19 protein-coding genes are annotated in these 23,964 nt (G+C 58.3%); 1 reads left to right on the forward strand and 18 read right to left on the reverse strand.

The genetic code is table 11. From position 1 onward, the window contains the following. Window positions 1–51 precede the first annotated feature (51 nt). The 18 genes from QN377_RS10375 to QN377_RS10460 form a co-directional block, all read right to left on the reverse strand. A complete protein-coding gene (locus QN377_RS10375) occupies window positions 52–1,629 on the reverse strand; it encodes an aldehyde dehydrogenase (NADP(+)) (protein WP_095019083.1) in 1,578 nt (525 codons plus the stop codon). A gap of 70 nt (window positions 1,630–1,699) precedes the next feature. Continuing rightward, window positions 1,700–3,139, reverse strand: coding sequence for an FAD-binding oxidoreductase (locus QN377_RS10380; protein WP_095019082.1), 1,440 nt, complete (start codon window positions 3,137–3,139; stop codon window positions 1,700–1,702). Continuing rightward, the gene (locus tag QN377_RS10385) at window positions 3,136–3,678 is read right to left on the reverse strand and encodes a permease (protein ID WP_095019081.1); all 543 of its coding nucleotides are present in this window, start codon (window positions 3,676–3,678) and stop codon (window positions 3,136–3,138) included. The genes QN377_RS10380 and QN377_RS10385 overlap by 4 nt, the downstream gene beginning before the upstream one ends. A 47-nt stretch (window positions 3,679–3,725) precedes the next feature. Continuing rightward, window positions 3,726–4,817 (reverse strand): ABC transporter permease, encoded by a 1,092-nt coding sequence (locus QN377_RS10390; protein ID WP_094999492.1) that lies wholly within the window; start codon window positions 4,815–4,817, stop codon window positions 3,726–3,728. Then, window positions 4,810–5,814 (reverse strand): ATP-binding cassette domain-containing protein, encoded by a 1,005-nt coding sequence (locus tag QN377_RS10395; protein ID WP_095019080.1) that lies wholly within the window; start codon window positions 5,812–5,814, stop codon window positions 4,810–4,812. Before QN377_RS10395 ends, QN377_RS10390 begins: the two co-directional genes overlap by 8 nt. 2 nt (window positions 5,815–5,816) lie before the next feature. Next, window positions 5,817–6,878, reverse strand: coding sequence for a TauD/TfdA family dioxygenase (locus QN377_RS10400; RefSeq protein WP_095025001.1), 1,062 nt, complete (start codon window positions 6,876–6,878; stop codon window positions 5,817–5,819). A 25-nt stretch (window positions 6,879–6,903) separates the two neighbouring features. Continuing rightward, complete coding sequence (locus tag QN377_RS10405; protein ID WP_094999489.1) at window positions 6,904–7,566, reverse strand: class I SAM-dependent methyltransferase; 663 nt, start codon at window positions 7,564–7,566, stop codon at window positions 6,904–6,906. A 78-nt stretch (window positions 7,567–7,644) separates the two neighbouring features. After that, window positions 7,645–10,647 (reverse strand): citrate/2-methylcitrate synthase, encoded by a 3,003-nt coding sequence (locus QN377_RS10410; protein WP_322213717.1) that lies wholly within the window; start codon window positions 10,645–10,647, stop codon window positions 7,645–7,647. 36 nt (window positions 10,648–10,683) lie between these two features. Beyond that, complete coding sequence (locus QN377_RS10415; protein WP_095019078.1) at window positions 10,684–11,679, reverse strand: hypothetical protein; 996 nt, start codon at window positions 11,677–11,679, stop codon at window positions 10,684–10,686. 4 nt (window positions 11,680–11,683) lie between these two features. Further along, window positions 11,684–13,258, reverse strand: coding sequence for an acyl-CoA ligase (AMP-forming), exosortase A system-associated (locus tag QN377_RS10420; RefSeq protein ID WP_095019077.1), 1,575 nt, complete (start codon window positions 13,256–13,258; stop codon window positions 11,684–11,686). 10 nt (window positions 13,259–13,268) lie between these two features. Next, on the reverse strand, window positions 13,269–14,444 hold the full coding sequence (locus QN377_RS10425; protein ID WP_095019076.1) for an alanine racemase: 1,176 nt from the start codon (window positions 14,442–14,444) through the stop codon (window positions 13,269–13,271). Window position 14,445: 1 nt separating this feature from the next. After that, window positions 14,446–15,423 carry a 3-oxoacyl-ACP synthase gene (locus QN377_RS10430; protein ID WP_176464304.1) on the reverse strand — a complete coding sequence of 326 codons (978 nt, stop codon included), beginning with the start codon at window positions 15,421–15,423 and terminating at the stop codon, window positions 14,446–14,448. Window positions 15,424–15,436: 13 nt separating this feature from the next. Beyond that, window positions 15,437–16,426 carry a ferritin-like domain-containing protein gene (locus QN377_RS10435; protein ID WP_094999484.1) on the reverse strand — a complete coding sequence of 330 codons (990 nt, stop codon included), beginning with the start codon at window positions 16,424–16,426 and terminating at the stop codon, window positions 15,437–15,439. 2 nt (window positions 16,427–16,428) lie between these two features. Further along, complete coding sequence (locus QN377_RS10440; protein ID WP_095019074.1) at window positions 16,429–17,001, reverse strand: hypothetical protein; 573 nt, start codon at window positions 16,999–17,001, stop codon at window positions 16,429–16,431. Then, window positions 16,998–17,876, reverse strand: coding sequence for a hypothetical protein (locus QN377_RS10445; protein ID WP_095019073.1), 879 nt, complete (start codon window positions 17,874–17,876; stop codon window positions 16,998–17,000). The genes QN377_RS10440 and QN377_RS10445 overlap by 4 nt, the downstream gene beginning before the upstream one ends. A 31-nt stretch (window positions 17,877–17,907) precedes the next feature. Beyond that, window positions 17,908–18,153 (reverse strand): acyl carrier protein, encoded by a 246-nt coding sequence (locus QN377_RS10450; protein WP_094999482.1) that lies wholly within the window; start codon window positions 18,151–18,153, stop codon window positions 17,908–17,910. Window positions 18,154–18,180: 27 nt separating this feature from the next. Next, complete coding sequence (locus tag QN377_RS10455) at window positions 18,181–19,110, reverse strand: hypothetical protein (protein WP_095019072.1); 930 nt, start codon at window positions 19,108–19,110, stop codon at window positions 18,181–18,183. A gap of 229 nt (window positions 19,111–19,339) precedes the next feature. Next, entirely contained in the window at window positions 19,340–21,067 is a 1,728-nt protein-coding gene (locus QN377_RS10460) for an AMP-binding protein (protein ID WP_095019071.1), read from the reverse strand. 671 nt (window positions 21,068–21,738) lie between these two features. On the opposite strand from QN377_RS10460, the gene QN377_RS10465 reads away from it, so the two are divergent. Beyond that, window positions 21,739–23,853, forward strand: a complete 2,115-nt coding sequence (locus QN377_RS10465; protein ID WP_095019070.1) for a mechanosensitive ion channel family protein — start codon at window positions 21,739–21,741, stop codon at window positions 23,851–23,853. Window positions 23,854–23,964 lie beyond the last annotated feature (111 nt).

Consider the following 23,964-nt stretch of genomic DNA (forward strand, 5'->3'; position numbering starts at 1 on the left):
CTTTGTGCGTTACGAACCTGAAAGCGCAGGCTATTAAGCGATCTCCGCGACTCAGGCAAGCACACATTGCCCATTGACCATGCGCCACAGTTCGAGCGGATTGCCCTCCTGTAGCGCTTCAGGCATCAAGGCCGCAGGCAGGTCCTGATAACACACCGGCCGCAAGAACCTGTCGATGGCGCTGGCGCCGACGGCGCTACTTCGACTGTCCGAACTGGCCGGGAACGGGCCGCCATGCACCATCGCGTGAGAGACCTCGACGTTGTTCGGATAACCGTTCACCAGGATGCGGCCCGCCTTGCGCTCAAGGATGGGCAGCAGCTTTCGGGCCAGCCCATGATCAGCGTCATCCAATTGCATTGTCGCCGTCAGCTGTCCAGACAGGTGCTCGGCCACCGCCAGCATTTCATCTTCATTTTTGCAGGCGACGATCAGCGAGCAGGGGCCGAATAGTTCGTCACCAAGCCGTTCTGTTGTGAGAAAGGTGGCTGCATCGGTTACGAACACTGTGGCCTGCGCGGCACTTGGCTTTTCTGCAGGGCACCCTTGGCCCAGCGTTGTAATACCGCTGATGTTGCCTGTCTCCTCGATCCCAGCGAGGTAGGCATGATGAATCCCCGGCGTCAGCATGGTTGCTGCCGCCTTTTTGTGCAGGGCGTCCAGGGCCGTGCTGCAAAACTGGGTCAGCGGCTGACCTTCCAGGGCAATCACCAAACCTGGATTTGTACACAATTGGCCGGCACTCATCGTCAGAGCCTCAACGAATCCACGGCCGATTTCGCTGGCGCGCATCGACAGCGCATGCGGCAACAGGAACACGGGATTGATGCAGCTCATTTCGGCGTACACCGGAATCGGTTCGCTGCGTTGCGCCGCGGTACGCATCAGCGCCAGACCGCCTTGTCGCGAACCCGTGAAGGCGACTGCCTTGATCGCGGGATGGCTGACCAGGGACTGGCCGAACGGATGACTGTCGCCAATGAGCAGGGAAAACACGCCCTCTGGCAAGTTGTGGGCAGCGGCTGCCTGTTGAATCACCTGGCCTACCAGTTCAGACGTACCCAGGTGAGCCTCGTGTGCCTTGACCACTATCGGGCAGCCAGCGGCCAGGGCAGCGGCGCTGTCGCCGCCGGCAACCGAAAACGCCAGGGGAAAATTGCTTGCACCAAATACAGCCACCGGGCCGAGCGCGATCTTGTGCAGCCTCAGGTCGGGGCGAGCAGGGATGCGTGTCGGCAATGCGCAGTCGAGGGTGGCGCCGAGGTAGTGGCCGTCGCGCACCACCTGGGCAAAGAGTCGCAACTGGCTCACGGTGCGACCCCGTTCGATGATCAGGCGCGCTGCAGGCAATCCGGTTTCGAGGGAGGCGCGCCCGATCAGCGTGACCCCCAACGCCAGGATGCCGGTGGCGATCGCTTCCAGAAACTGGGCACGCTGTTCTGCCGTGGTCGCGCGGTAGCGATCGCAGGCCTGCTGCGCCAACGTGCAGGCCTGCTCAATGTCAGCGATACCGCCGACGCCGAAGTCAGGCCCCAGCTTTTCATGGGTGGCAGGGTTGATTGCAGACAGCAATCCTTTGTCGCCAAGCACTGCCGACTGGCCGATGAGCATTTTGCCGGTAATCATCATGTGTCCTATAGCTTGCTGTGCCATCGTCAGGCCCGATTTTTCTGAAATTGAAGTGCGCAGGCGGTTTGTTCTATGTGTAGCGGTAGCGGCCCAACACAGCTTGGGGATCCATTAAATGCTGCATAGCCCTGCTGATTTCCTGCACCTCTGGGGGCGTGTACTTGCTGTAATAAGCTGCATTCACAGGCCCGACGCCATGCTCTGCACTGAAGCAGCCGCCGTTTTCGGTCACCAGCTTATAGATGCCGCTACGCACAGCGACGACCTTGGCGATGCCGTACTGGCTGATGTGGGCGTGCGGCACCAGCACAATCAAATGGCAGCCGCCGTCGGCAAAATGGCCGAAATCGTAAAGTTGCAGCAGCGGATGTTCGTGCTCTAGCCACTGTGCAGCTTGATCGCGGAAAGCGACCAATCGTGAGCGCGAAAACGCCACGTCGAACGACAGTGGGATACCTTCCTTGGCGATGGCCAGCGGCAGGTTGTCTCGCAGTGGCCAAAAGCTGCTGGTATTTCCAAAAGCGGCGTCGAGAATTCGGCCGCTTTCATACAGCGCTTCCAACACCTGTTCGGTTCGTTGCGCAAAAAGGCTGTGCAAGCCAGGCATGCTGCTGGCGATCTCAATCAGGGCGTAGCAGCTTGCCGACGATTGGCCGAACGGGTGGCGCAGCGTGGGGAAGTTGCGCAACGTAATGGCGAGCGCCGCCTCGGAGATCACTTCGAACGCGCACAGCAGATCGCCAAATTGAAGTTCGAAAGCCTGCAACACCTCAAGCGCTGTCCCATGGTCAGGCAAGGCCACAAACACGCTTTGCGTCGACTGGTCGATGCGTTTGAGCTCAAGCGTCGCCGCCGTAATGATGCCGAAGGCGCCGCCGGTGCCGACAAACAACTGCTTGAGGTCAAGCCCGGTATTGTTCTTGCGCAGCGGTGCGAGGAGTTGCACCACGGTGCCGTCGCCATCGGGCAGCACCACTTCGATACCGAGCAGGTTATGGCGCACGTCGCCATGCTTGAGCAAGCGGCTGCCGCCGGCATTGGCGCCAATTAATCCGCCTATGGCCGGGTCGCTGCCGATATCAATAGGGAAATACAGCGAATGGGTTTCCAGTGTGCGATTCAGTGCTGACAAGAGCGTGCCGGCTTCGACAATCACCGTGCGGTTCAAGGGATCAATCTCGCGCACTTGGCGCATGCGCGAAAGTGAGACGATCACTTGCTTGCCGGAGTTGTCGGTGACGGCACCGCCCACCAATCCGCTGCGGTTGCCTTGGGCGACCAGCCGTATGCGATGGCGCACCGCGATGCGCATAAGCGCGCTGACAGCGTGGGTATCGCACGGGATGACGACCGCCGCCGCTTTGCCGCGGCAATGAGCAACGTCGATTTCATAGGGGGCACAGTCCGCCCCGGTCAGCAGCGACGCCTGCCCCAGAACTTCGGCGACTTCGGCCAGAAACGCGTGGAGTCCCGAGGCTTGTCGGTCCACGGTATGTTCCAGGTCGCTCATTGCGCCGCCACCATGCGTTTGAGCAACTGGCTGCGTACCAGCACCAATGCGACGACCGGCAATACGCCTCCCAGCAGCGTGTTATGGCGAAAAGCCAGTGACACCGCGACGGCGATGGCAGCGCCAATCAGCAACATCACAGAGAGTTTTCGGACCAAAGCCTGGTCGCTGCTGGTTTCGCCGATAAAGCCGAGTGGAGAAAACCGGGTGGCACCCATGCCAATCACCAATACGCACGCCAGCACCGGAGCAGCACCCAGCTCCTGCCCCCACACTTGCAACGCAGCGGTAGAGACCGTGGCCAACAGGGCGCCAATCATCAGGTACAGGTCGACGCCCATTGCGATCCAATGGCCAGGGCGGTAATTGAACAGCCAGAACAGGTGCGCAATGCTGAGAATACCGCTGAGCACATACGCGGTATCCCAGCGTACGCCTGCCTCACCCGGGCCGAAACGGCCATACAACAGGAACACGATGACCGGAATGAATGCGCTGGCATTCGACAAATAGGCACGGCCTAGCTTGCTGATAGACATGCGGGTTTCCTTGGATAGAGATGCAATGAAATGCCTGAGTCCCGGGCTTAACTCTTGTGCCAGCGGAACATTAAGGTGGCTGCGGTGAGAAACAACGTGGTCCAGCCTGCCATGGCCAACAAGGGCAGCCACAGCGAAGGCAAGGGCGCTCCTTCGAGCATCACTTGGCGCAGTACCGAGACAAACTGGTTGATCGGAATCACCGAGAGAATGCTTTTGATCCAGGCTGGCGCATCGTTCAACGGGATGGTCAGGTTGCCGAAGAACAGGGCCGGGTAATGGATCAGATGGCACAGCAATTCGGTTTCCTTGACCGAGGAGGTGCGACTGGCCAGCAGGGTGCCGAGGCTCAGCAACATGGCGCCGCCCAGCAGAATGACCGGCAACGCACGCATGGACTGCACGCTCCACAGCGAGATATCAATGCCGTACCCGTACCGCGCCACCAGCAGCAAGGTGCCGACAGAAATCAGCATCATGAGCACCCGCGACACGAGAATAGAGGCCAGAAAGACCAGCTTCGGCACTGGAAAGCAGGCGTAGATCTTGAGTGCATTATGTTCACGCAAGCTTGCAATCGATAAGGCGGTGGACATGATGCCGAGTGACATCAAACAGATGACCAGAATGCCGGTTGTAAAGAACTGGCCGTAGTCGAAGGGCTTGGCACCGGAGGCCGTATCCTCGAAACGCACCAGGTCTGTTGAGACGATGCCGCGTCTGGCCGCTGAACACCTGACCGCGGCGATCTCGATCACGCGCGCTGCGGCGCGTACCGCCAGCTGACCCTTGAAGTCATAGTGCACCTGCAACGGTTCGTCGCCGGCCGCAAAGACGATGCGTACCGTGTCTGCTGCGATGGGGGCAGTGCTGCTGACGGTTGAAAAATTGGCCTTTACCGGATCTCCGCCAGCAAATGCCTGCTGGATTGCTAGCTGGCAACTGGTGTCCGAACTGGCCTGGGCGTCAGCCTCCAGAAACTGGATATTTACCGTACCGAGTGAGCCAGGATGACCGAACGCCATCAGCATCACGGTCAGCAGCAGGATGGGAAAGGCCAACGCCCAGAACAGCGCCGACTTGCTGCGAAAAAACCCCAGCAGCTCGTTGCGCGTCAATATCGCCAGTATGCTAAACATCCTGTTCTCCCTGGGCGCAGAGGTGCAACATGTCGCGGTAATGGGTGGGGCCGAACTCGAAGTGCTGGAACGCAACATTGCCGATCAGGCGGCGTATCGACTGATCCAGTTCCTGCGTGCCATAGACGCTGATTTCAGTGTTTGATGGCCTCGACAGCCGCAACGTGGCGCTTTCGCGCTCCAACTGGCGATAGATGGCGTTGATATGATCACTGTCGTCCAGCTGCAGATACGCATGGAAGGCGCCGACCAGGCGGTTCTTTAATGCTTCTTTATCGCCTCGATACTTAACGCCGCCGTTGCACACCCACACCACATCGCTTGCGGCATCCAGCTCTTCCTCCGAGTGGCAAATCATGATGATGGTCAGTTCCGTCAGGTCGTAGCGCAGCAGGTGTGCGACGCGCTCGATATACGCTCGGTCGAGCCCGGTAAACGGTTCGTCAAGGATTGCGATTTCCGGGTGGTGTGCCAGCGCCACGAACAAATCGAGCCGCTGTTTCTGGCCGCGTGACAGTGCCCGATAGGGCAGTGTGCGCAGCGCTTCGATATCCAGTGCCTGCGCCACCTGCGGGTCTTGCTTGCCGTACAGGGCCTGATGCAAATCGAGGATTTCCCTGACATTCGACGAGTCTTCATATTCGACCCGCTGCAATTGCACCCCCAACCGCTTGCGGTGCCGGGTGCTTTGCAGAAAGCGCGACGCCGCAACCCCCAGAATCTGCGCCTCTTCCAGATGCGCCTGACGGAAGCCGAGCAAGGCTTCGATCAGGGTGGTTTTGCCAGCACCATTGGGGCCAATGATGGCGGTATGTCGACCGCGCCGGAACTGCAGATCGCGGACCTCGAAGTGGAAACTGCCAGCGCTGACCCGGATCAGTTTGGCCGCCGCCGCATAGGGTTCATCAGTGCGCGTGGGTGCCAACTGCACCTCACGGTGCAGGGCAGGTTCGGACAGCCCGTGTGTTTCGTCCGTCAGCAGGATTTGACTGTTCATGTTCAATCGAACAACGCGACTTGGACATCGCGTTTGCCTTTGTAGGGATTGCGGCCATGGGCGACGGCAATGTTATCGATCAACAACATGTCACCGCTGTGCCAGGGAAACGCAATTTCCTGCGCCTCCAAGGCGTCGTATATCGGCGCAATTTCATCCTCCGAGATCGGCGAGCCGTCGCCCAGCCGCACATCGTAAGGGCGTGCCGGTTTGTCCTGATAGGCGTGCTGGATATAGGCGTAGCCCGGCTTGCCGAGGGAGCGGGCGTTGTTGTGTTGGGTCGACAGTTGATTGAACCAGATCGCTTCGCCGGTCAGCGGATGTTTCAACATGGCATCACCGGTATGCGAGACCGTGATGCTGCCATCGTCGAGCCACTGGTAATCGAGGTGGGTATCGCGGCACAGCTGTTCCACCTGCTGCGGATCATCGGTCAGGAACGCTTCATCCCAGGGGCGGTGGTATTCGCGCATATGGGTGTTACGCGGTTCATTCTCGGGTGTGCTGGGGGCACGGAAGTTGCGCAAGTACTGGATGCGCGCGGCGCTGAGGCGTTCGATCAATGACGGTGACAGGCGACGGGTGACGGCTCGCATATCACACAGTATGGTTTCGCCGCCTTGGTCAGAGGGCTGTTTGCAAAAGAAAGCCAGTTTCTGTGGATAGTGCGCCATGTAGGCCTTTTCCTGATGCAGACCGATTTTCAGGGTGGCCGGGATGCGTGTCGATTCGTAGACTCTGCCCTCGATGTTCTTGCGTGGCGTGGCGCCGCCGATATAACCGAACGCATGCTCAGGATAGTGTTGCGCAATGGCCTGGAAGTCCGCGTTTTCGCGCAATGGAAAACCACGGAACAACAGGCAACCGAACTCCAGCAGCATGCTGTCAAAGATTGACTGGTGCTGGCGATACCACGTCGTAAAAGCCTCGCGGTCATCGCTTAGCGTACTGTCGACAGGCGTTATGACGAGCGGCATGTGCTCCGGCGACAGAAAGCCACACTGTACCCGTGAGCCGCCCAGCATTTCGTTAAAGTGCTCAACCCTATCTAAACGATGATCCATAGCCTTTTCCCCGACGAGTTGCGTATCAAGCCAGCAAAGGCTTTTTGATAAGGATTTCGAAACCCAGTGCGCCCATGCCGGAACTTGGGCTGGTCACTACCGTGCAATGGTCCAGACCCGCTTCGATGACCAGCGCGCGTGCCTCTTCCAGGGTGACTTTTTCTTCAACATGGGTCGGTGGATAACCCACTGAAGCGCGCATTTGAGTGAACTTCTCCAGCAAGTCGGGGGCGACGTCGCGGCGCATGTCGTGCACCAGGCCAACCCCGCCCGGCTGCAGTACGCGATACATTTCAGTCAGGCTTTTCAGCTTGTCCGGCAAGTGATGCAAGGTGGCACGGCTTACCGCCATGGTCAGGCTGTTGTCCGCGAAGGGCAGGTCCAGGGCATCGCCGACTTTGAGTTCGATGGTATCGCTCAGGCCTAGCGCTTCGATGCGTGGTCGGCCTCCTTCGAGCATGGTTTCGTCCAGATCCAGGCCGATGAAATGCCAGCCTTTCAAAACCGGGTCGGCCGCCAGACGCACCGGGACCACGACGGTGGCGGTGCCGATATCGACCAGGGCGCCCGGCGGCAAGTCGCGGGCAATCTGGCGGATGCGGGTGACGAACAACACATCCCAGGGTTCCAGTGCTTGCGAGGCAAAGCGGTCGTACTCGTCAGCAGGGCGTAGATTTTTCAATAACATGGATACGTTCTCGTCTTGGTTAGCGTTAGAAGAAGATTCAGCGTTGAACTAGCCAGTGCGTGTGGCTCATTTCTTGTCTTACAGCCACCCCACTGGAACGGTGGCCAACAACTTGCGCGCGGCTTTGCTGTTGACACCGAAAGCAGGGCGATCGCGTCGCTCGATGGCATGCGCGACCATGGCCGCCACCCGGCCACAGAGCCCCAGGCCGACACCCCAGCGGGCTTGGGTCACGCCGAGATCGAGCAGGGCTACGGCGGTAATAAAATCAATATTCGGACGTAGGCCTTTGCGCTCCAGAACGTGGGCACAAACAACGTCGTAAATCTCCAGATAGCGCCCCCCGAAACCCCACTGGGAAAACAGGGCCCTGATGTGCGGCGGTCGTGGGTCCTGCACAAACAGCGGATGGCCAAAGCCAAACAACAGGTTGCCCGGCTGATCCAGCGCAAGGTCGACCGCTTGCCGTATGTCAGCAGGGCTGGCTTGCGCACTGATGGTCTTGAGCCAGGTCATCGCTTCTTCTGCTGCGCCGACATGGTTCGGTCCGCTGGCCATGAAACCGGCCGCCACGGCCTGGGCAAGGGTGACACCGGTGCCGATGGCGGTACGGGGTACCAGCACCGTCGGCGTGATGTAGCCGAAACCGGCGTGCCAGGCCACCAGCAGGGCATCAACGACACGAATGGCTAATGGGTCGATATCGGTCGCGCCCATTGCCGTCAACACGACCTCGGCGTGATGCGTCGATGCTGCGCCGGGGGCGCCATAACCGAGCGCCGTTTGCAGAAAGTGCGGCGTTGAAGCAACGCTGACCAGGCCCTCGATAAAATCCTGATGCGTAGGCAAGTCGCGAACGGTGGCTTCGATCAGGACAATATGTTCCAGCGCTGCCAGATCACCGAGAAGGCCGCAGGCGGCGGCCTGAACGATGCCGGCACCGCTGTCGGCCACGGCTTCGATGCCACGTCGATAGGCAGGCTCCGCCGACAGGTGGCTGGCAATGCGTACCAGAAGGGCGTCAACGGCCTGGCTCTCAGCAGGGGTCGGCAGGCTGCCAAACCACGCCAGCCATAGCGCTGTGGGGAAGTCGACACTGCCGATCAGGTCATTGAGGTTGCGACCCCTGACCCACAGCCCTTCATTAGGCTCAATCGTGGCGCCGTCGATATTGGTACCGCGATACAGGGTGCGTGGTCCGCCAAACAGGCTCTGCGGCGGTGTGGGTATCAGCGTGTCGGCCTGTGCCAACTCATCAAGCGCAATGCCGCAGTGGGCGACCAGCAGGTTTTCTATTGTGTGTGCGTGTTGCGTGACCGTCGGCAGGATGTTGGCGAAAAAATAATGGGCGGTCTTGACCTTGCCACGGTAAAAAGCGGCTTCTTCGGCACTCAGTGGCTCGCGCAACTGACGCTCGGCCAGGCAGGCCGATTCAAGCAAGACCCAGGCGCTGGCGGTGAGACCGAGCATTTCCAGGAAGCGGGTATAGAACTGGCTGGTTTCGTGTGTGCGGCCTTCACGCACGTGCTCATTGATACGGGTTAGCGCCTGCTCCACGGCAACCATGGCGTTTTCCAGCGCCGGGAATTGGTCGTGCAGCTCAGAACCGACACCCGTTGTGTTGTTCAAGAAGGCATCCAGCTCTTCGCGCAGAAACTTGATCAGGCGTGAGTTCCTGCCAAAACCGAGCTTGTCGCGCACCAGGTCCTGGGACTGGATGTAGTTGGTCCCTTCCCAGATCGACAGGATTTTCACGTCGCGCGCATTTTGCTCGACAGGGTAAGCATCGGTGTAGCCGATACCGCCATGCACTTGTATCGCCAGTTCGCAGATTTTCCAGGCCTGGTCCGAGACGAACGCCTTGCACACCGGCGTGAACAGCAGCACCAGCTTGCGGTATTTTTCGACCTGGACTTCGTCCAGTACCGGCTCGGCTTCCAGGGCAAATGCCTGGGTCGATGCGCCGGTCAACTTACCGAGCAGGCCACGGCAACCTTCTACCCGGGCCTTCATTTCCAGCAGCATGCGCTGCACGTCGGCGTGTTCGATGATGGCTACAGGCGGGGCGCTGGCATCGGAGGTGCGACTGATTGCACGGCCCTGGAACCGTTTGCCGGCGAAATCGACTGAATGCAGATAAGCGCTGGAAGCCAGGCCCAAGCCGATAATTGCCGTGCTCATACGGGCCTGGTTCATCAAGGGCACCAGTTGCAGCAATCCGGCATTCTTGCGGTCGCCCAGCAGTACGGCGCGGGTGGTGCCGGTTCGACCAAACACCAGTTGGGTATTGGCGCAGCCCTTCAATCCCATCTTGCGCAGCAATGAAGTGCACTCGACATGGTTGTCTTCCAGCTCGCCCGTTTCGGGATTAGGCCAGAAGCGCGGCACCAGCAGGCAGGACAGCGAGTAGGAGGTCGAGGTGGTGGTATTGATGCGGCCCAGGACAAAGTAAACGGTGTTTTCGGTCAGCGTATGCATGCCCGCCGAGATGTAGACCTTTTCGCCGCTGACGGCGTATTCGCCGTTTTCAAGGGGTTTTGCGACAGTGGTGACCGCTGTCAGGTCGCTGCCGGCCTGCTGCTCGGTGGCGCAGAAACACGCGTCCCAGTCGTAGCGCTGAAGCTTGCGCAGGTACGTTGCCTTTTGCGCTGCGGTAGCGTGCAGCTTCAACAGCTTGATGGCCGGAAAATTGAAGCCGCCGTAGGTCATGAACGCCGGATTGGCGCCCATGAACATTTCCTGGATGGTTTGCCGGATCAGGGGTGGCAAGGCCGGTTGCTGGGATTCGCTGTCGATGCCCAGCACCTGAATCCACTCTTCCTTATAGCGCTGCCAAAGTCCGTGGAACTCTTTGGGGATTTCGACCTTGCCGTTTTCCAGCAAGTGGCATTCCTGTCGGTCGGAGGCTTGATAGGCCTTGCCTAACTCATAAGCGAACGCCCTGGCGCGCTCCAGCAAGGCATCGTAGTAGGTACGATTTTTGTCGTTGAACGGCGCCCGTGTGAGAAAATTCTGGTCGGTTTTATGCAGTTCCCACAAAAAAAAGCGAAGCTCACGCAGGCTGACTTTATAAGCAGACATAGGTTTTCCTGATTAATAAGCGGTGTGTATCTGGGTTCAGGCGCCAGCCTGGATCTCGGCCACAATGGCGCCAGCGGTGCCGCACAACGCCGCATCCCAAAGCAGGGCGGTGGCTGTTTTACCCTGAGGCAGGGTGGCGCGCAGGCGCATAAGCGACAGCAAGGGGGCCGCGCTCGAGTGGTGCGCGCGGGCACCGAGTTCGAAATGTCGCTCTTGTGCAATGCCCAGTTCGCGACTGACGCCCAAGGAGAAGCTGTCGCTGAATCCGGCCGGTAATACCCAATCGATATCACTGGCTTTCAGGCCGGAACGTTCGATTGCCGTTTGCGCTGCGCTCACCGCCATCGGATGCAGGCGCTCAGCCAGAGCGGCAGGGGTCAGCCCCCAGGGGTTGTCAATGGCCGCGCCATAGTGCACCGCCGAGGCGCGTATCGCCCCCCAGCCAGGCGTCGTCTGAGCGTCGCCATCGAGCAAGATGGCGGCTGCGCCGTCGCCGTACACAACCAGATCCCCCCAGGCGCGAAAGAAGGGGTAGAGCCACTTATCGGACGCCACCAGCAGCACCTTGCCGCCTAGACTGACCAGCGCTTCGATCATGGTCAGTGCGTTGAACACGCCGGCAGTGCCCGATTGGCCGATGGCGAACGGCAACGCGTTGGGCAAGCCCAGTGCATGCTGGATACGGCCTGCGACCGACTCATTAATGCGTTGGTTAAGGGCGCTATTGGTCACCACAATGTGGGTCACCTGTGCCAGCGTTTCTGCCGGAACCTGTTGACGCAATCGCGTGACCGCTTCCAGTGCCAGGTCGGCGCAGCTTTGCAAGGGTGGCGCTACCGGCAGGGCGATGCTCGCCGTGGGAAGCAGTCGACGCTCTTCTTCGGCGTCGATCCTGCCTTTGCCACGAGGCATGGAAAAGACCGCCGACTTGTACAACAGATGGCCATAGCCGATGTTTTTTTCCTGAGCTTGTACCGCCCGGAAAGGGGTCGTATCGGGGACGTGAGAAGCGATAGCGCGGATTCGAAGCATGAGGCTATTCCGTGACCGTAAGTGAGGTGGAGAAAAACTCGGAAAACTGCTGCTTCAGCTGCTTTCGGTCGATCTTGCCGTTCGGATTGCGCGGTAAAGGCGAGTCATGGAAGGACACATGCAGCGGCACCATATAGGTCGGCAGTTTGTCCCGGCACAGCTTGATCAGTGCCTGGGCGCTGGTTTGTATCTGCGGATGGGCGAACAGGCTGATGATGATGGCTTCGCCCTGTTGCGGATGCGGTACACCAAACGCTGCCGCCTCGGTCACGTCATCCACGGCAAAGAGGATTTCTTCGACTTCGGTGGGGCTGACGCGATAACCGGAGGTCTTGATCATGTCGTCGCTACGGGCAACGAAATACAGATAATCGTCGCTGTCGCGGTAGACGATATCGCCCGACCAGACCGCTGTTTCGGTGCGCGAAATCTGCTGATCCGGGTGTAACCAGGGACGAAAGCGTTGAGCGGTCAGTTCGGGGTCATTCCAGTACCCGAGCGTGACGAACGCCCCCCGGTGCACCAGTTCGCCGTGCTCACCCGCGGCACATTCGGTGCCGTTCGGGCGCATCACGCGAATATCAGCGTTGGGGACTGCCTTGCCGATGGAGTCGGGCCGCGTGACGGCCGCTTCCGGCGCCAGGTAAGTCGAGCGGAAAGCCTCGGTCAAGCCGTACATCAGGTACGGCAGAGCATTGGGAAATGCGCTTTTGAGTTTTTCCAGCAAAGGCGGCGGCATATGCCCGCCGGTATTGGCGAAGCAGCGAATGCGTGCGCCGGCAGGCTGCGGCCATTGCACTGACGCCAGTTGCATCCAGAGGGGCGGCACGCCGGTAATCACGGTGACGCCATGGGCTTCACAAAACGTCGGGACTTCGTTCGCTTGCAGGAAATCCAGCGGGGCGTAGCAAGCACCGCTGACCAGCGCCGTGGTCAGCTGACTGAACCCGGCATCGAAGCTCAGCGGCAACACGCCCAGGATGACGTCATCGGCCCGCAAGCGCAGATAGTGAGCGACGCTATAGGCGCCAGACACCAGGTTACGTTGCGACAGCACCACGCCTTTGGGCCGTCCCGTAGAGCCGGAGGTATACAAAATGGCCGCAGGATCATTGTCTGTGACGGCGGTGTGTGCGTTGACAAACGCCGCATCGGTCAGCGTGTTCAGGGTTTCGGACTGTGGTTTTTCCAGTTGCCAGATATCAAGGTCGATGTCATTCAACGCCGCCTCGATGCGTCTTAGGCGTGCCCCCGTACTGATGAGCAAGCGAGCACCGCTGTCCAGCAGGATATGGCGTACCTGTTGCTCTTTGAGCTGAGGATTGATGGGCACCAGGATCGCACCCCGGGCATTGATTGCCAGGAACATGACGACGGTTTCGTACTGCTTGCCCGTATAGACAGCGACGCGTTCGCCCGCTTGCACGCCGCTATCGGCCAGCCTCTTTGCCGCCAGGCGCACGTCCTCCAGCAATTGGGAATAAGTCGCCATCTTTGCGCCTTGCGCGAACGCACGGCGGTCGCCATGGTGTTGGGCGCTGTCTTTCAACAGGTCGTACAAACTGATGTGGGCGGTCATGGTGACGTCCCTAGGATTGGTGGATATAGGTGTGTGCCGGGCTCTGCGAGAGGAAAGCGCTGACGCTGTACGTCTGGTTGTAGGCGCCGCAGTTGTCGAAGATCACCAGATCGCCCACGCTCGGCGGGGCCGACAGTTCATGACTCCAGCCGATCACGTCGGCGCGGCTGCAGGTGCTGCCAACAAACTGGATCGGCAACGGGGGCGCGTCACCCGGTGCCTGTTGACGCCGCAGCAGGCGCGGCTGCGCGTAGTTCTTCAACATGGACTCAGTTTTGGCCAGCAGGAAGTTGTGGCTCAGGCCTCCGTCGCAGACGGCAACGTAGCGCTCACCCAAGGCTTTGACTGAACGTACGCGGGTCACGAAAGTGCCTGCGCCAGCGAAGACGCCGCGCCCGGACTCGTGGACGACCTTGAAGTCTTTTTGCAGCGGCGCAATGCGCTGGCGATAAGCGTCAAACGTCTGCGCCTGGTTGTTGAAGTGCTCGGAGAAACCGCCGCCGACGTTAAGAAACTCAACCGGCATGCCGGTGAGGCGTGCTACTTGTGGCGCGAATGCAGCGAGCGCATGGGCAAGGGCGGCGGCATCGGCACCCTTGTCATCGATGTGAAAGCTATTGGAGCCCGCAAACGTATGGAGGCCGATGATTGGCACGTTGGCCTGGGCCAATGCAACCGTCGTCAGCAAGGCGTCTTGGCGACTCATGCCGAAGTGGTCCGCCGGGTGTTTGCCCGAGCTGACCAGTTGGCCCGCGTTCAAGCGCAAAACCGTTTGCGGCGCGGTCTGTTTGCCGATGACGCGAATCAGTCTCTGCGCCTGCTCCAGGCTGTCGATGATGAACGTGCAGCGTGAGGCCAGGGCCGCGCGCATGAAATCTTCATCCATTGACGGATTGTTCACGTATTTGGGGGTGTTGATGCGACCCGCCACAATATCGAGTTCGCCCAGGCTGGCCAGCTCCACACCGTCGACGAAGGCATGGCCGCAGCGGATCAACAAATCCAGGTTTGGATTGGCCTTGAGCGACACAATCAACGGTGTACCCAGACGCTCGCGTAAATCAGCGTAACGCGCCTGTACGACAGTGGGGTCCAGTACGTAGCAAGGCGTTTTCAGATTCAGCAGCCATTGGTCGGTCGTTGCGTCGTCGCTTCTGACAGGCGCGCAGGCGGTGGTCATGGTCATGTCAATTCACCGGATGAAGGGTCAATGCCGAAAATGAACCGTTGTCCGATTCCGTTATGTTCATCAGGTGCGCCCCGGCATCGACCTTGCTCAAGCCAATATCGGCCAGGTTGATCGCCAGGTCCGAGCCAAAGGAGTGGCCTTTGTTCAGAATGTTGTCGGAGTAGAGCGTGGAGGAGGGAATGGCCATTGCGCCACAGAAGGCTTTCCAGCCAGAGTGGTTGGAGTTGTAAGGCAAAATGCAGGAAAAATCGCTAAGCGCCATGCCACAGTCGGCCACGGCTTCCTTCATGACTTTGCGGGTGTAGTGCCACTCCAGATTGAACATTTCCTTTTTCACCGCGTTGTTGGTCACGGAGCCCAGATACCAGCTGCCGTAATTGCGCACGGCCGTTGCACCGACCCGGTTACGCCGGCTGTTACGGGTCACCAGCAAGCACCCTGCGCCATCACTTAAGATGCTTGCCTGCAACACCCGGTAACGCTCGATAAAGACGCGGTCGGACGACACGATCAGCACCGAGTGCAATTGGCTATGGACATTCATCAAGGCCTTGGCCATCTGAATGGCGACGCTGATCGACGAGCAATTGAGCTGTGCGATCGAGCCGGCCCAGACAGGCTTTATGCCGAATGCCGTGGCCACTTCCATGGGCAGGCTGCGTGGCGCCGGCGGTACGCTGAATAGCCCGGTATGAACATGGATGACCGCACCGATGTCGCCGCCCTTGAAGCCTTGCTCCTCTTGCAGGCGAGCGACAGCGCGCTTGGCCAGCTCGACCTCGTCGATGTCCGGTGATACATGGAAATAACGGCAACCCGCATTGCGGATCATGTCAAAGCGCTCGGCGGGCAACTTATGGTGCTGAGCCCAGTCATTGAGGTCCTGGCGTTCGCCGGGTAACTCGTAAGCGGCGGCTTCAATACCGATCGTGAAGGGGGCGGGGCTGTTTGTTGCCGCAGTAGTTGGGGGCGTCATGACTGTATTCCTGTTAAGCCGGCATTGGCATGGCGGCGTAGTCCAGCACTCTGAGCTTTTCAAAGGCATCGCTTACACGGGGCGTCAGCAAACCCATTTCGCGGATGGTCGGCACCAGCCGCCGGAAAATGGAACGGCGCATGGAGTTGGCCACTTCAGAACTCCTGACCAGGTGGCTGCACTCTTTTTTGGATAAGCCCATCGGCTCCCATATGTCGTCGGCGCACAGGTGCTCGTACAAGGTGTAAGCACCTTCAACCACAAACTCTTCGCGCTCCTTGCGTTCAGTTCCGCTCATTTCCTTGTACACACTGCCCAGCGTGATGCGGCCAATGGCGAAATGGCGCGCCTCATCGCGCTGAATGCGCGTCATCAGGTCTTTGATAAAAGGGTCTTTGGTGTAGGCGACCATGCTTTGAAACAGTGACAGCGCAATGCCCTCCACCAGCACTTGCATGCCGAGGTTGGTCATATCGAGTTTGCTGGTGGTAATGGTGTCTTCCAGCAGGCCTTTGAGCGCCTTGCTCATGGGGTAGCTGATGGGCAGCTTGTTATTCACCAGGCGCCCGAATGCTTCAATATGACGGGCTTCATCGATGATTTGCCCGGCAGCACAGAGGCGAGCCGAGAGGCTTTCTTCTGCCACCGCCAGTTTCGATGCGCAAATCAGGGCAGCCTGTTCACCGTGCAGTACCTGTGACAGGGTCCAGCCTTGCGAGTGATGGCGAATTTCGGCGCGGTTTTTTTCATTCATTTTGTTCCAGACATCGGTGCCGTAGATCAGCAGTGTGCCGTCCGGCATGCCCAGTGGATTGTCCGGGTTGAGCTCGTAGCTCCAATCGATGTCGGTATTGACATCCCACTGGTTGGCCTTGGTTTTCTGATACAGCGCATTCAAGCTGTCATTGCTGAAATCGTAGGTCTGAGACATGTAAGCCTCGACCGAGAAATTCCACTTGATCGGCTCGCCATCATCCAATGTCGGTTTGTGCTCTGTTTGCATGATCACACCTGTACGTGCGTGCATTTCGGTTGAGAGGTGGTGAACGGCTCATGCACAGGAGATGTGTGCACCTGTGCCGCGAAGTAGTCCAGGTCGGGTAAGAACCACTCGGTGATGGCTGGCGTTTGCGCGGTATTCCAGGCTGCGATGTGCAGGAGGTTATCGCCGCCGTCCCACAGGTCGCGGCGAATCTGTTCGGCGCTGATCCAGACCACCGGCGTCTGTAGCTGGCGCGCCCAGAACAAGGCTTCGTTCCATAAATGGGCGCCCATCGTCACGCGTGGATCGAGCAGGTTTTTTGGCAACGCAAGGTCGATGGAAGGCATGCGTACCTGCGCCAGGAGAAGCGTCTGCTCACCGCAGCTGTCCCAAATGTACTGGGCCAGCGTGGACAGCAGGGTGTAGTACTGCTGGTTGTTGACCAGCACAGGCGCGGGATTGTCGTGTGCGTACACACTTCGGCGTGCATAGTCTTGCGTTTCGAGCAGTGGCAGGTTGCGAGCCGAACAAGGGATCGCCAGGCTGTAATCGGGGTTACGCTGCAACAGCAGGGAACAGGTTTGCGCGCTCTTCACATTTCACCTTCCAATGCATAGTGCAGATCAGGCGCGAGGGTTATCTGGGCAATCGAAAAATAGCCGTTCATTGCCAGCGAAGAAACGATGCAATCGCTACCCGTGTGCGCGGAACCCGCGCCCAGCTCCCCCAATAGCGAAAGCCAGGGGTCGCTGCCGAATGAATGGCCAAATCGTTGATAATGGTCGGCGTGCACAGACGAAGTGTCGAAGCACTTGAACAGCGCGCGGCGCGACATCTCTGGAAAAAACGGTACTGCAATGCCTAGACCTGGCCGGCTTTCGGTGAAACTGCGCAGGTTTCGTCCTAATTGCAGTAGCGCATTAGCCTGGCTTGAAGTGCCGATGACCAGCATGTTTTTGGCCTCTGGAATCACGTCAATCACTAACGTGCAGATGCCAAAACCGGAATTCCCCCAGCGGTTGTTGCCTAACCAGTAAGTAAAATTGTGGATATCGGTATCGACAATCTGCAGTAACAGCCTGCGACGACCGCTGAACTGAGCCTTCCCCTGGATATATCGCAGGATGAAACCCCAGCCCGTGCATTCATAGGCGTTGGTGACCCAGTCAGGACGGCGCCCATACTGGGTGGCTATCGCCTCCTGGAAATAGCCTGCATGTGGCGAACCGTCTGCCAAAAATTGTGACAGCACGGTAGAGCTCACCACGTAATCGTCGATAGGGCCTGCGTCGCTTGCATAGCGGCAAGCCTCATCGCCTACCCGCTGCCCCAATGCCAACGCTGCATCCTCCAGGCTGACCTGGTGCGATACAAAGGGCGTTTCTGTGCGTCGGTAAGCTAGCGTATGGACCCTGAAAGCCGGAGCGGTGCCAAGCGACTGCGTTGATGCAAAGGGCTGCGAGTTCGACATGTTGAGCTTCTGGTATGAGGGTGGCTGGCGATCAGGCGACTTGTTGCTGCTGCAACTGCGAGTCGATTTGCTCCAGAGTGGTGTACTGCGTGATGTTCAGTTGCTCAGGATCAATCGATCCGTAGAGCTGTTCGCAATAGACGATCAGCTCAACCACATTGAGTGAATCGATACCCAGTTCGCCCAAACCGACATGGGTATCGACGGATTCGATATTGAGAATCTTGGCGGCTTCTTTCTTCAGAAGTTCCAGCGTGTTGAGGGTTTCAGTCGTCATTGGTGCATCTCCTGGGGTTAAAGCGGATTAAAGTGAGTCGGATACGGGCTTGGCTACGCGCATGCTTGCGCGCAATTCGTGATAACAGCGGTAAGAGCTGCCTTCCATTTTGGTAAACGCCAACAGGTCACGCTGGTCGAGAAAACTCGGTACGGCAGAGCGGCTGACCAGATGCAAAAGCAGTTCATTGGAGGCGAATTTCAGTGCCAGCACGCGGTGCACGTCTTCGCTCTCATAGCGGTCGGACAGCGTCTTGGTACGGGCGGCGGCAGCGATGAAGTCGCGTGACGCGCGTTCGTCGGGTGTCAGTTCGAGGCGGCCCTGACTTGCCAGCCAGTCAACATGGGCCATCAGTGCGCGCACCAGGAAAGGCCGTACCGTCGTCAGGTATTTATTGAGTACCGCAGGGCCGCCCACTTTCAGACGATCTTCCTGGGAAACCTGCACCGTGCCCTTGACGTTCCCCAACTGCACAACATCGCCGAGAAAGGGCTCGCCGCAGAGGGTTCGCTTGAGGGTCTTGTATTGCTCGGGCCAGACCAGGAAGGCTGAAGGGAAAAACGAGCCCGGCGTGCGGGCGGCAACGATTGCCATGCCATCAAGGTTGGCGTACATGCCCCATACCTTGTCGATATGCAGCTTGAAACCATCCCCTTCCGGCTGGGCGACAGTGCGCCAGCTAGTGAGGGTAGGGCCGCCGGCATCACTCATCAGAAAACGCAGGGCGCTGCCGGCATCAATGCTGGCGCGCGCCCGTTCGTATTGATCCGGCGTCAGGAACAGCGAAAACAAATGGGCGAAGTTCTGCATGAACGATCGGTAGTGCAACGCCAGACCGTCTTGCCGAATGCGCTCCAGAATATGTTCCAAGTCATGGCTCGGCTGCGACAGGGCCACCGAGGGGCGGTTTAATTGCTCGGCAGGCTCATAGTCTTGCGGTGTCTGCGAAATCAACATATCTGAATCCATCAGTCGCACTGAAGCGCGCGAAATAATATGGATCAAGTGAGCAGGCAGTTCGCCGTATGTCGATAAGCGATGAAGAACCGGTTGTGCACACACATTCAATAATGAATGGCGTGACGAAGCCGTATCCCCACCTTGCGTCAAAGTGTGCATAGTGTGTGATCCAGTATTTGAAAGTTGCAGTGCTTCAGTGTGTCGATGTTATTGGCGTGGTTGTAGATTAACTAACAAGCTGTTCGCGATCGGCCTTGTCTTTGTTGTCCAGTACGGTTTGCAGATAAATAGTTCGGCATTCCAGGCGCTTGAGTTTGTTGCTGGTCGTGCGTGGCAAACTTCCGGGTAGCACGAATGTAATGGCGTGGGCACCAAATCCGAACTTCTCACGCAATTGGTTTTGAAGTTGGGTGCGCAGTTCGATAGGGTTATGCTTCGTTTCAAGCTCGATCAGAATCGCCAGGCTCTCGGTTCTCTGTGTCTCGTCGTAGATACCGAAGGCCGCTATTGCATTACCCCCACTGGCCAATAAAGGGTGTGAGGCTATGACGTCTTCAATTTCATGGGGGAAATAATTACTGCCGCGGATAATGATGAGTTCTTTCTTGCGGCCGAGTACAAACAAGTGCTCATCCACTCGATAACCTATATCCCCGGTCGCAAACCAGTCGCCGCTCTGGTAGTGCTCGGTCTGGCCTTCGGCGGGTAAATAGCCGGACATGACCGAAGAACCACGTATGAAAATTTCGCCCACTTCGCGGTCCTTGGCGTCGGAACTGTCCAAAGCCCTTACCGCCACTTGCATCCCGTCAATCGGCCGGCCCATCGACAGTACGGTTTCTACCCGCCGACTGTTATCGTCGGCGCGGCGTGCCTGCCAATGATCGATTACCGCGCCGGAGTCGATACGGTCAGGAATCACGTAGGAGAGCGCCTGCTTGTCGTAATCAAAGGTCGTGTTATGCATGGTCACTGCCAGCGTCGATTCCGCCATGCCGTAGCAGGGTTGCAGCGCAGAACGTGAAAGGCCTTGGGGCGAGAATGTCTGTGCAAACTCCCTCAGGCAGGCTTCATCGACCCTTTCGGCGCCGACAAAGATATTGCGCAACTTGCTCAGATCCACCTCTTTCATTGACGCTTCGCGGTAACGGCGAATGCAATACTGCAGGGCGAAAGTCGGCGCCGCCGTGGTGGTTGCGCCAAAGCTGGACATGCGCTTGAGCCAGCCAAGCGGGTTGCGAATAAAACTGGCCGGCTGCATCAATAGCAGCGGTGCCTGGTAATACAGGTTCGACAGTAGCGTCACCAGGCCCATGTCGTGATGCAGCGGCAGCCAGGACGCAGAGGCGTCGCCGCGTTCGACACTGTAGCCAACAACACCGCCGATACCGCGCACATTGGCGATGACATTGCGATGGCTCAGGATGGCGGCCTTGGGGCGACCGGTCGAGCCCGAGGTCAGTTGCACATGATGGCCGCTGTCAGCCTGGCAGCGTTCCACGCGCACTGGAAACCCTGCGCTGGCAGCGAGGCTCACCTCTGCGCTCGTGACCACGCGTACAGGCAGGTTGGAAAGCAAGCGCTGGAGTGCCGGTGTATTGCTTTCGGATGCGATCAGCAGGCGCGGTGCAAACAACTGACAGGCCACATATATCTGATTGCGCGGTGAGTCTGCCATCAATCTTCCAGGCAGCGCGACGGTGCAAGGCAAGGCGCCAATCAACACGCATCCAGTCAGCAGTAACAAGTGATCGATCGATGCCGGCAGGGCAAGAATAACCAGGTCATTACGAACAACCCCCAGTTCGGTCAGGGCTGAAGAGACCGCCAATGCTTGTTGTGCCAACGCTGCATAGGAAATGCTTTTTTCTTCCCCGTTCTCTTCTATAACAGTAATTTGCCGCAGTGCACTTTGCTGTGGATTATCCAAGGCAGACAAAATAGCATCGATCATTGTTTCCAATTTCCGATCTCCGGGAAGTCAATCAAACAAGTCTGTCAAATATTACAAATTCAATACAACGCTCTAGTGAGCATACAAACCTGTAGTGCCCGGTCTGGCGGACTTTATGGGATGGAACAGTGTTTGTAAATCGGTCGGGTGAAAGTTTCATAATCTTTCATGTTCGTTTGTAGTCGGCGCTATTGCCCGGTTCTAAAGCAAGTTTATAGTTGTTTAAGTGTCTAAACGCTTGTTACTCGGCGTTGGATGTTTTGTATTTAAGTCGTGCGCGCAGTCGTTTACTTTTGTAGTACGTGTCGACTCTTTAGTTGTGGGAGTGTCTCGAATAAGTCGTTGGTAGTGCGGGGTAAGCGTGCTCTTCAAGATCACGTATTTCGGCGCTTCCGGCGTATTCTTATAACGGGCGTACTCGTCGTCCAATGAGTACTTTCTCTCCCGGTTTGGTGTTTGCTGCAGTTACGATGCCTGATCTTCGGGTTACACATTTTGTCTAGTGGTGTATTGAATGGCGGCAGTTTCAGGCAAGCCTCAACCGATTATTTCCCGCGCCTGACGTGTCATTGACTACGCTGTACCTGATCGAAATTACAGACGCGCCCTGTCTCGAACCTAATCCCTTCGGTACGGTTGGCCTATCAAGGATGTGCAGGAGGCCCCCGGGTTTGTACAAATTCAAAACAGCGTTTCTGCTTCTTGTCCTGTTGTGCTCGGGCAATGGCATGCTTTTGGCCGCCCCTACACTGGCCTCTGTGATCAAGGCCGAGGAATCCGATGGCAAGCCTCCCGTGCTGGTGGATGGCGGGCTGCTGGGGGCTTTGGGTGCGGGGATGGACGAGGTTCAAGGTCAGCTCGGCCTGAGTATGCAGTTGCTGGACGCCTGGCGTTTACGCACCGAGCGGGCGGCAGGTGAAGTAGGACAACTGGTCGAGCAGGCATCCACACATCCTTCCTGGAGTGGTGTAGGCGACTTTTTCTTGCTGACGGTTATCTGGTCCGGCGTTTTTTTCGGGTTGATGCTCGCAGGAAGATTGCTGGCGCGTTATTTGTGTACCACGCGTTCGATGTTTGACCGGCCACGCATCCAGACGCTGGTGGGTTATGTGGTGCCCTACATGTTGCCTGCGCTGGTCTCGTTGATGCTGGCCCTGTACGCCAGCCGCATGCTGCAAGACACCTTGGGTCGCTCGTTCGGCCTGACCCTGACCTATGCTGGCAGCGCCGGGGTGTTCTGTGTGGCGCTGGTGCTGTCACTGAGTACCTTGTTTGAAACGGGCCACAAGCGCCGCGCGGTGCAGATTATTCGTCAGTACTCGAAACGGGCGCTGTTCTTGATCGGCTTTTTTTCGGCACTGAGCGACGCAATGAGCAGCCCGCAAATTGCGCGGCAAATCGGCGGTAATATCGCCAGTTGTCTGTCGGTACTCGCCGGCCTGCTGGCGTGCGCCATTCTGGGCTGGCTGGTGGTACGGCTGCGGCGGCCCGTGGCTCACCTGATCCGCAATCGGGCCCTGGCACAACGGCTCGGGCAGCCAGCCTTGCAAGAGTCGTTGCGCATTTTTTCGGTACTCTGGTACTGGCCCGTGCTGCTGATGTTGCTGGTGAGCGCGCGCAATTTACTGGGCGTGGGTGAGGGCAGTGAACGTGCCTTGCGCAGTGCATTGCTGACATCGGGCCTGCTGATCGGCACGGTATTTCTGAGCACGATTCTGCACCATTCGTTTCGGGCGCGAACCCAGCATACAGGGGCCTATAAAGAGCGTTTTATCGGTGTGGTTTACGCATTGCTGCGCATTGCCCTGGCCGTGACCTTTATTGAGTTGCTGGCGAAGATCTGGGGTTTCTCGCTGTTGGCCTTCGCTTCCGACAGCAATACCGGCAAGGTCATCAGTGATTCCCTGGGCCATATCCTGTTGATCCTTCTGGTGACCTGGTTGACCTGGGTGGTCCTCGACACGGCCATTCAACAAGCGCTGGAACCGGCCACCAACCGGCGCGGGAGCCATGAGCCCAGTACGCGAATCAAGACCATCCTGCCGCTGGCGCGCAATGCTATCAAAGTGATTCTGGTGGTGATCTGTACCATCACCACCATGGCCAATCTGGGGGTGAACGTCGCGCCCTTCCTGGCTGGCGCCGGGGTGATAGGCCTGGCCATCGGCTTTGGCTCCCAGCAGTTGGTGCAGGACGTGATTACCGGGCTGTTTATCATTATTGAAGACACCATCTCGGTGGGTGACTGGGTGGTGATCGACTCCGCCCATGCCGGCACCGTCGAGGGGTTGACCATCCGAACCCTGCGCCTTCGCGATTCGAGAGGTTTTGTCCATTCGGTGCCTTTTGGTCAGATCAAGGCCGTCATCAACCATTCCCGGCAGTTTGCCTATGCCTTTTTTTCCGTGCAGTTCACCTATGACACCGATATGGACAAAGCGACGGCCCTGATTCGGGAAGCGGGGAGCCAGATCAGCAGCGATCCTTTGCTCAGCCTGAGCCTGCAGGGTTCGCTGACGATCTTTGGCGTCGACAGCATGAACCTCGATGGCGTGACCATAACCGCGCAGTTCCGAACCATGTCCGGGGCGCAGAACACCGTGAGCCGGGCATTCAATGACCGGCTTAAAAAGCTTGTGGATAAGTCGCCGGATGTTCACTTCGCACAGCATTATCCACAGGGGTTTCTGCTGCCCGTGCGGGAGCCGGAACAAACGCTGCCAGCGGACTCCTTGGCGCAACGGTCTACGGTATTACTGACTGATATTCCGCCCAGATCCCAATGAAGGCCTTTTAGCATGAGGCAGTTTGTCAGTGACGGGTGGGCAAGAAACCCGCAAAATGCGGCTATCTTGATTAGGGTCAGCAGCTTTCACGGCTGGTTTTCTGGTATACAT

This window comes from Pseudomonas sp. CCC4.1, from assembly GCF_035019225.1.
Classification (GTDB): Bacteria; Pseudomonadota; Gammaproteobacteria; order Pseudomonadales; family Pseudomonadaceae; genus Aquipseudomonas; species Aquipseudomonas bubulae.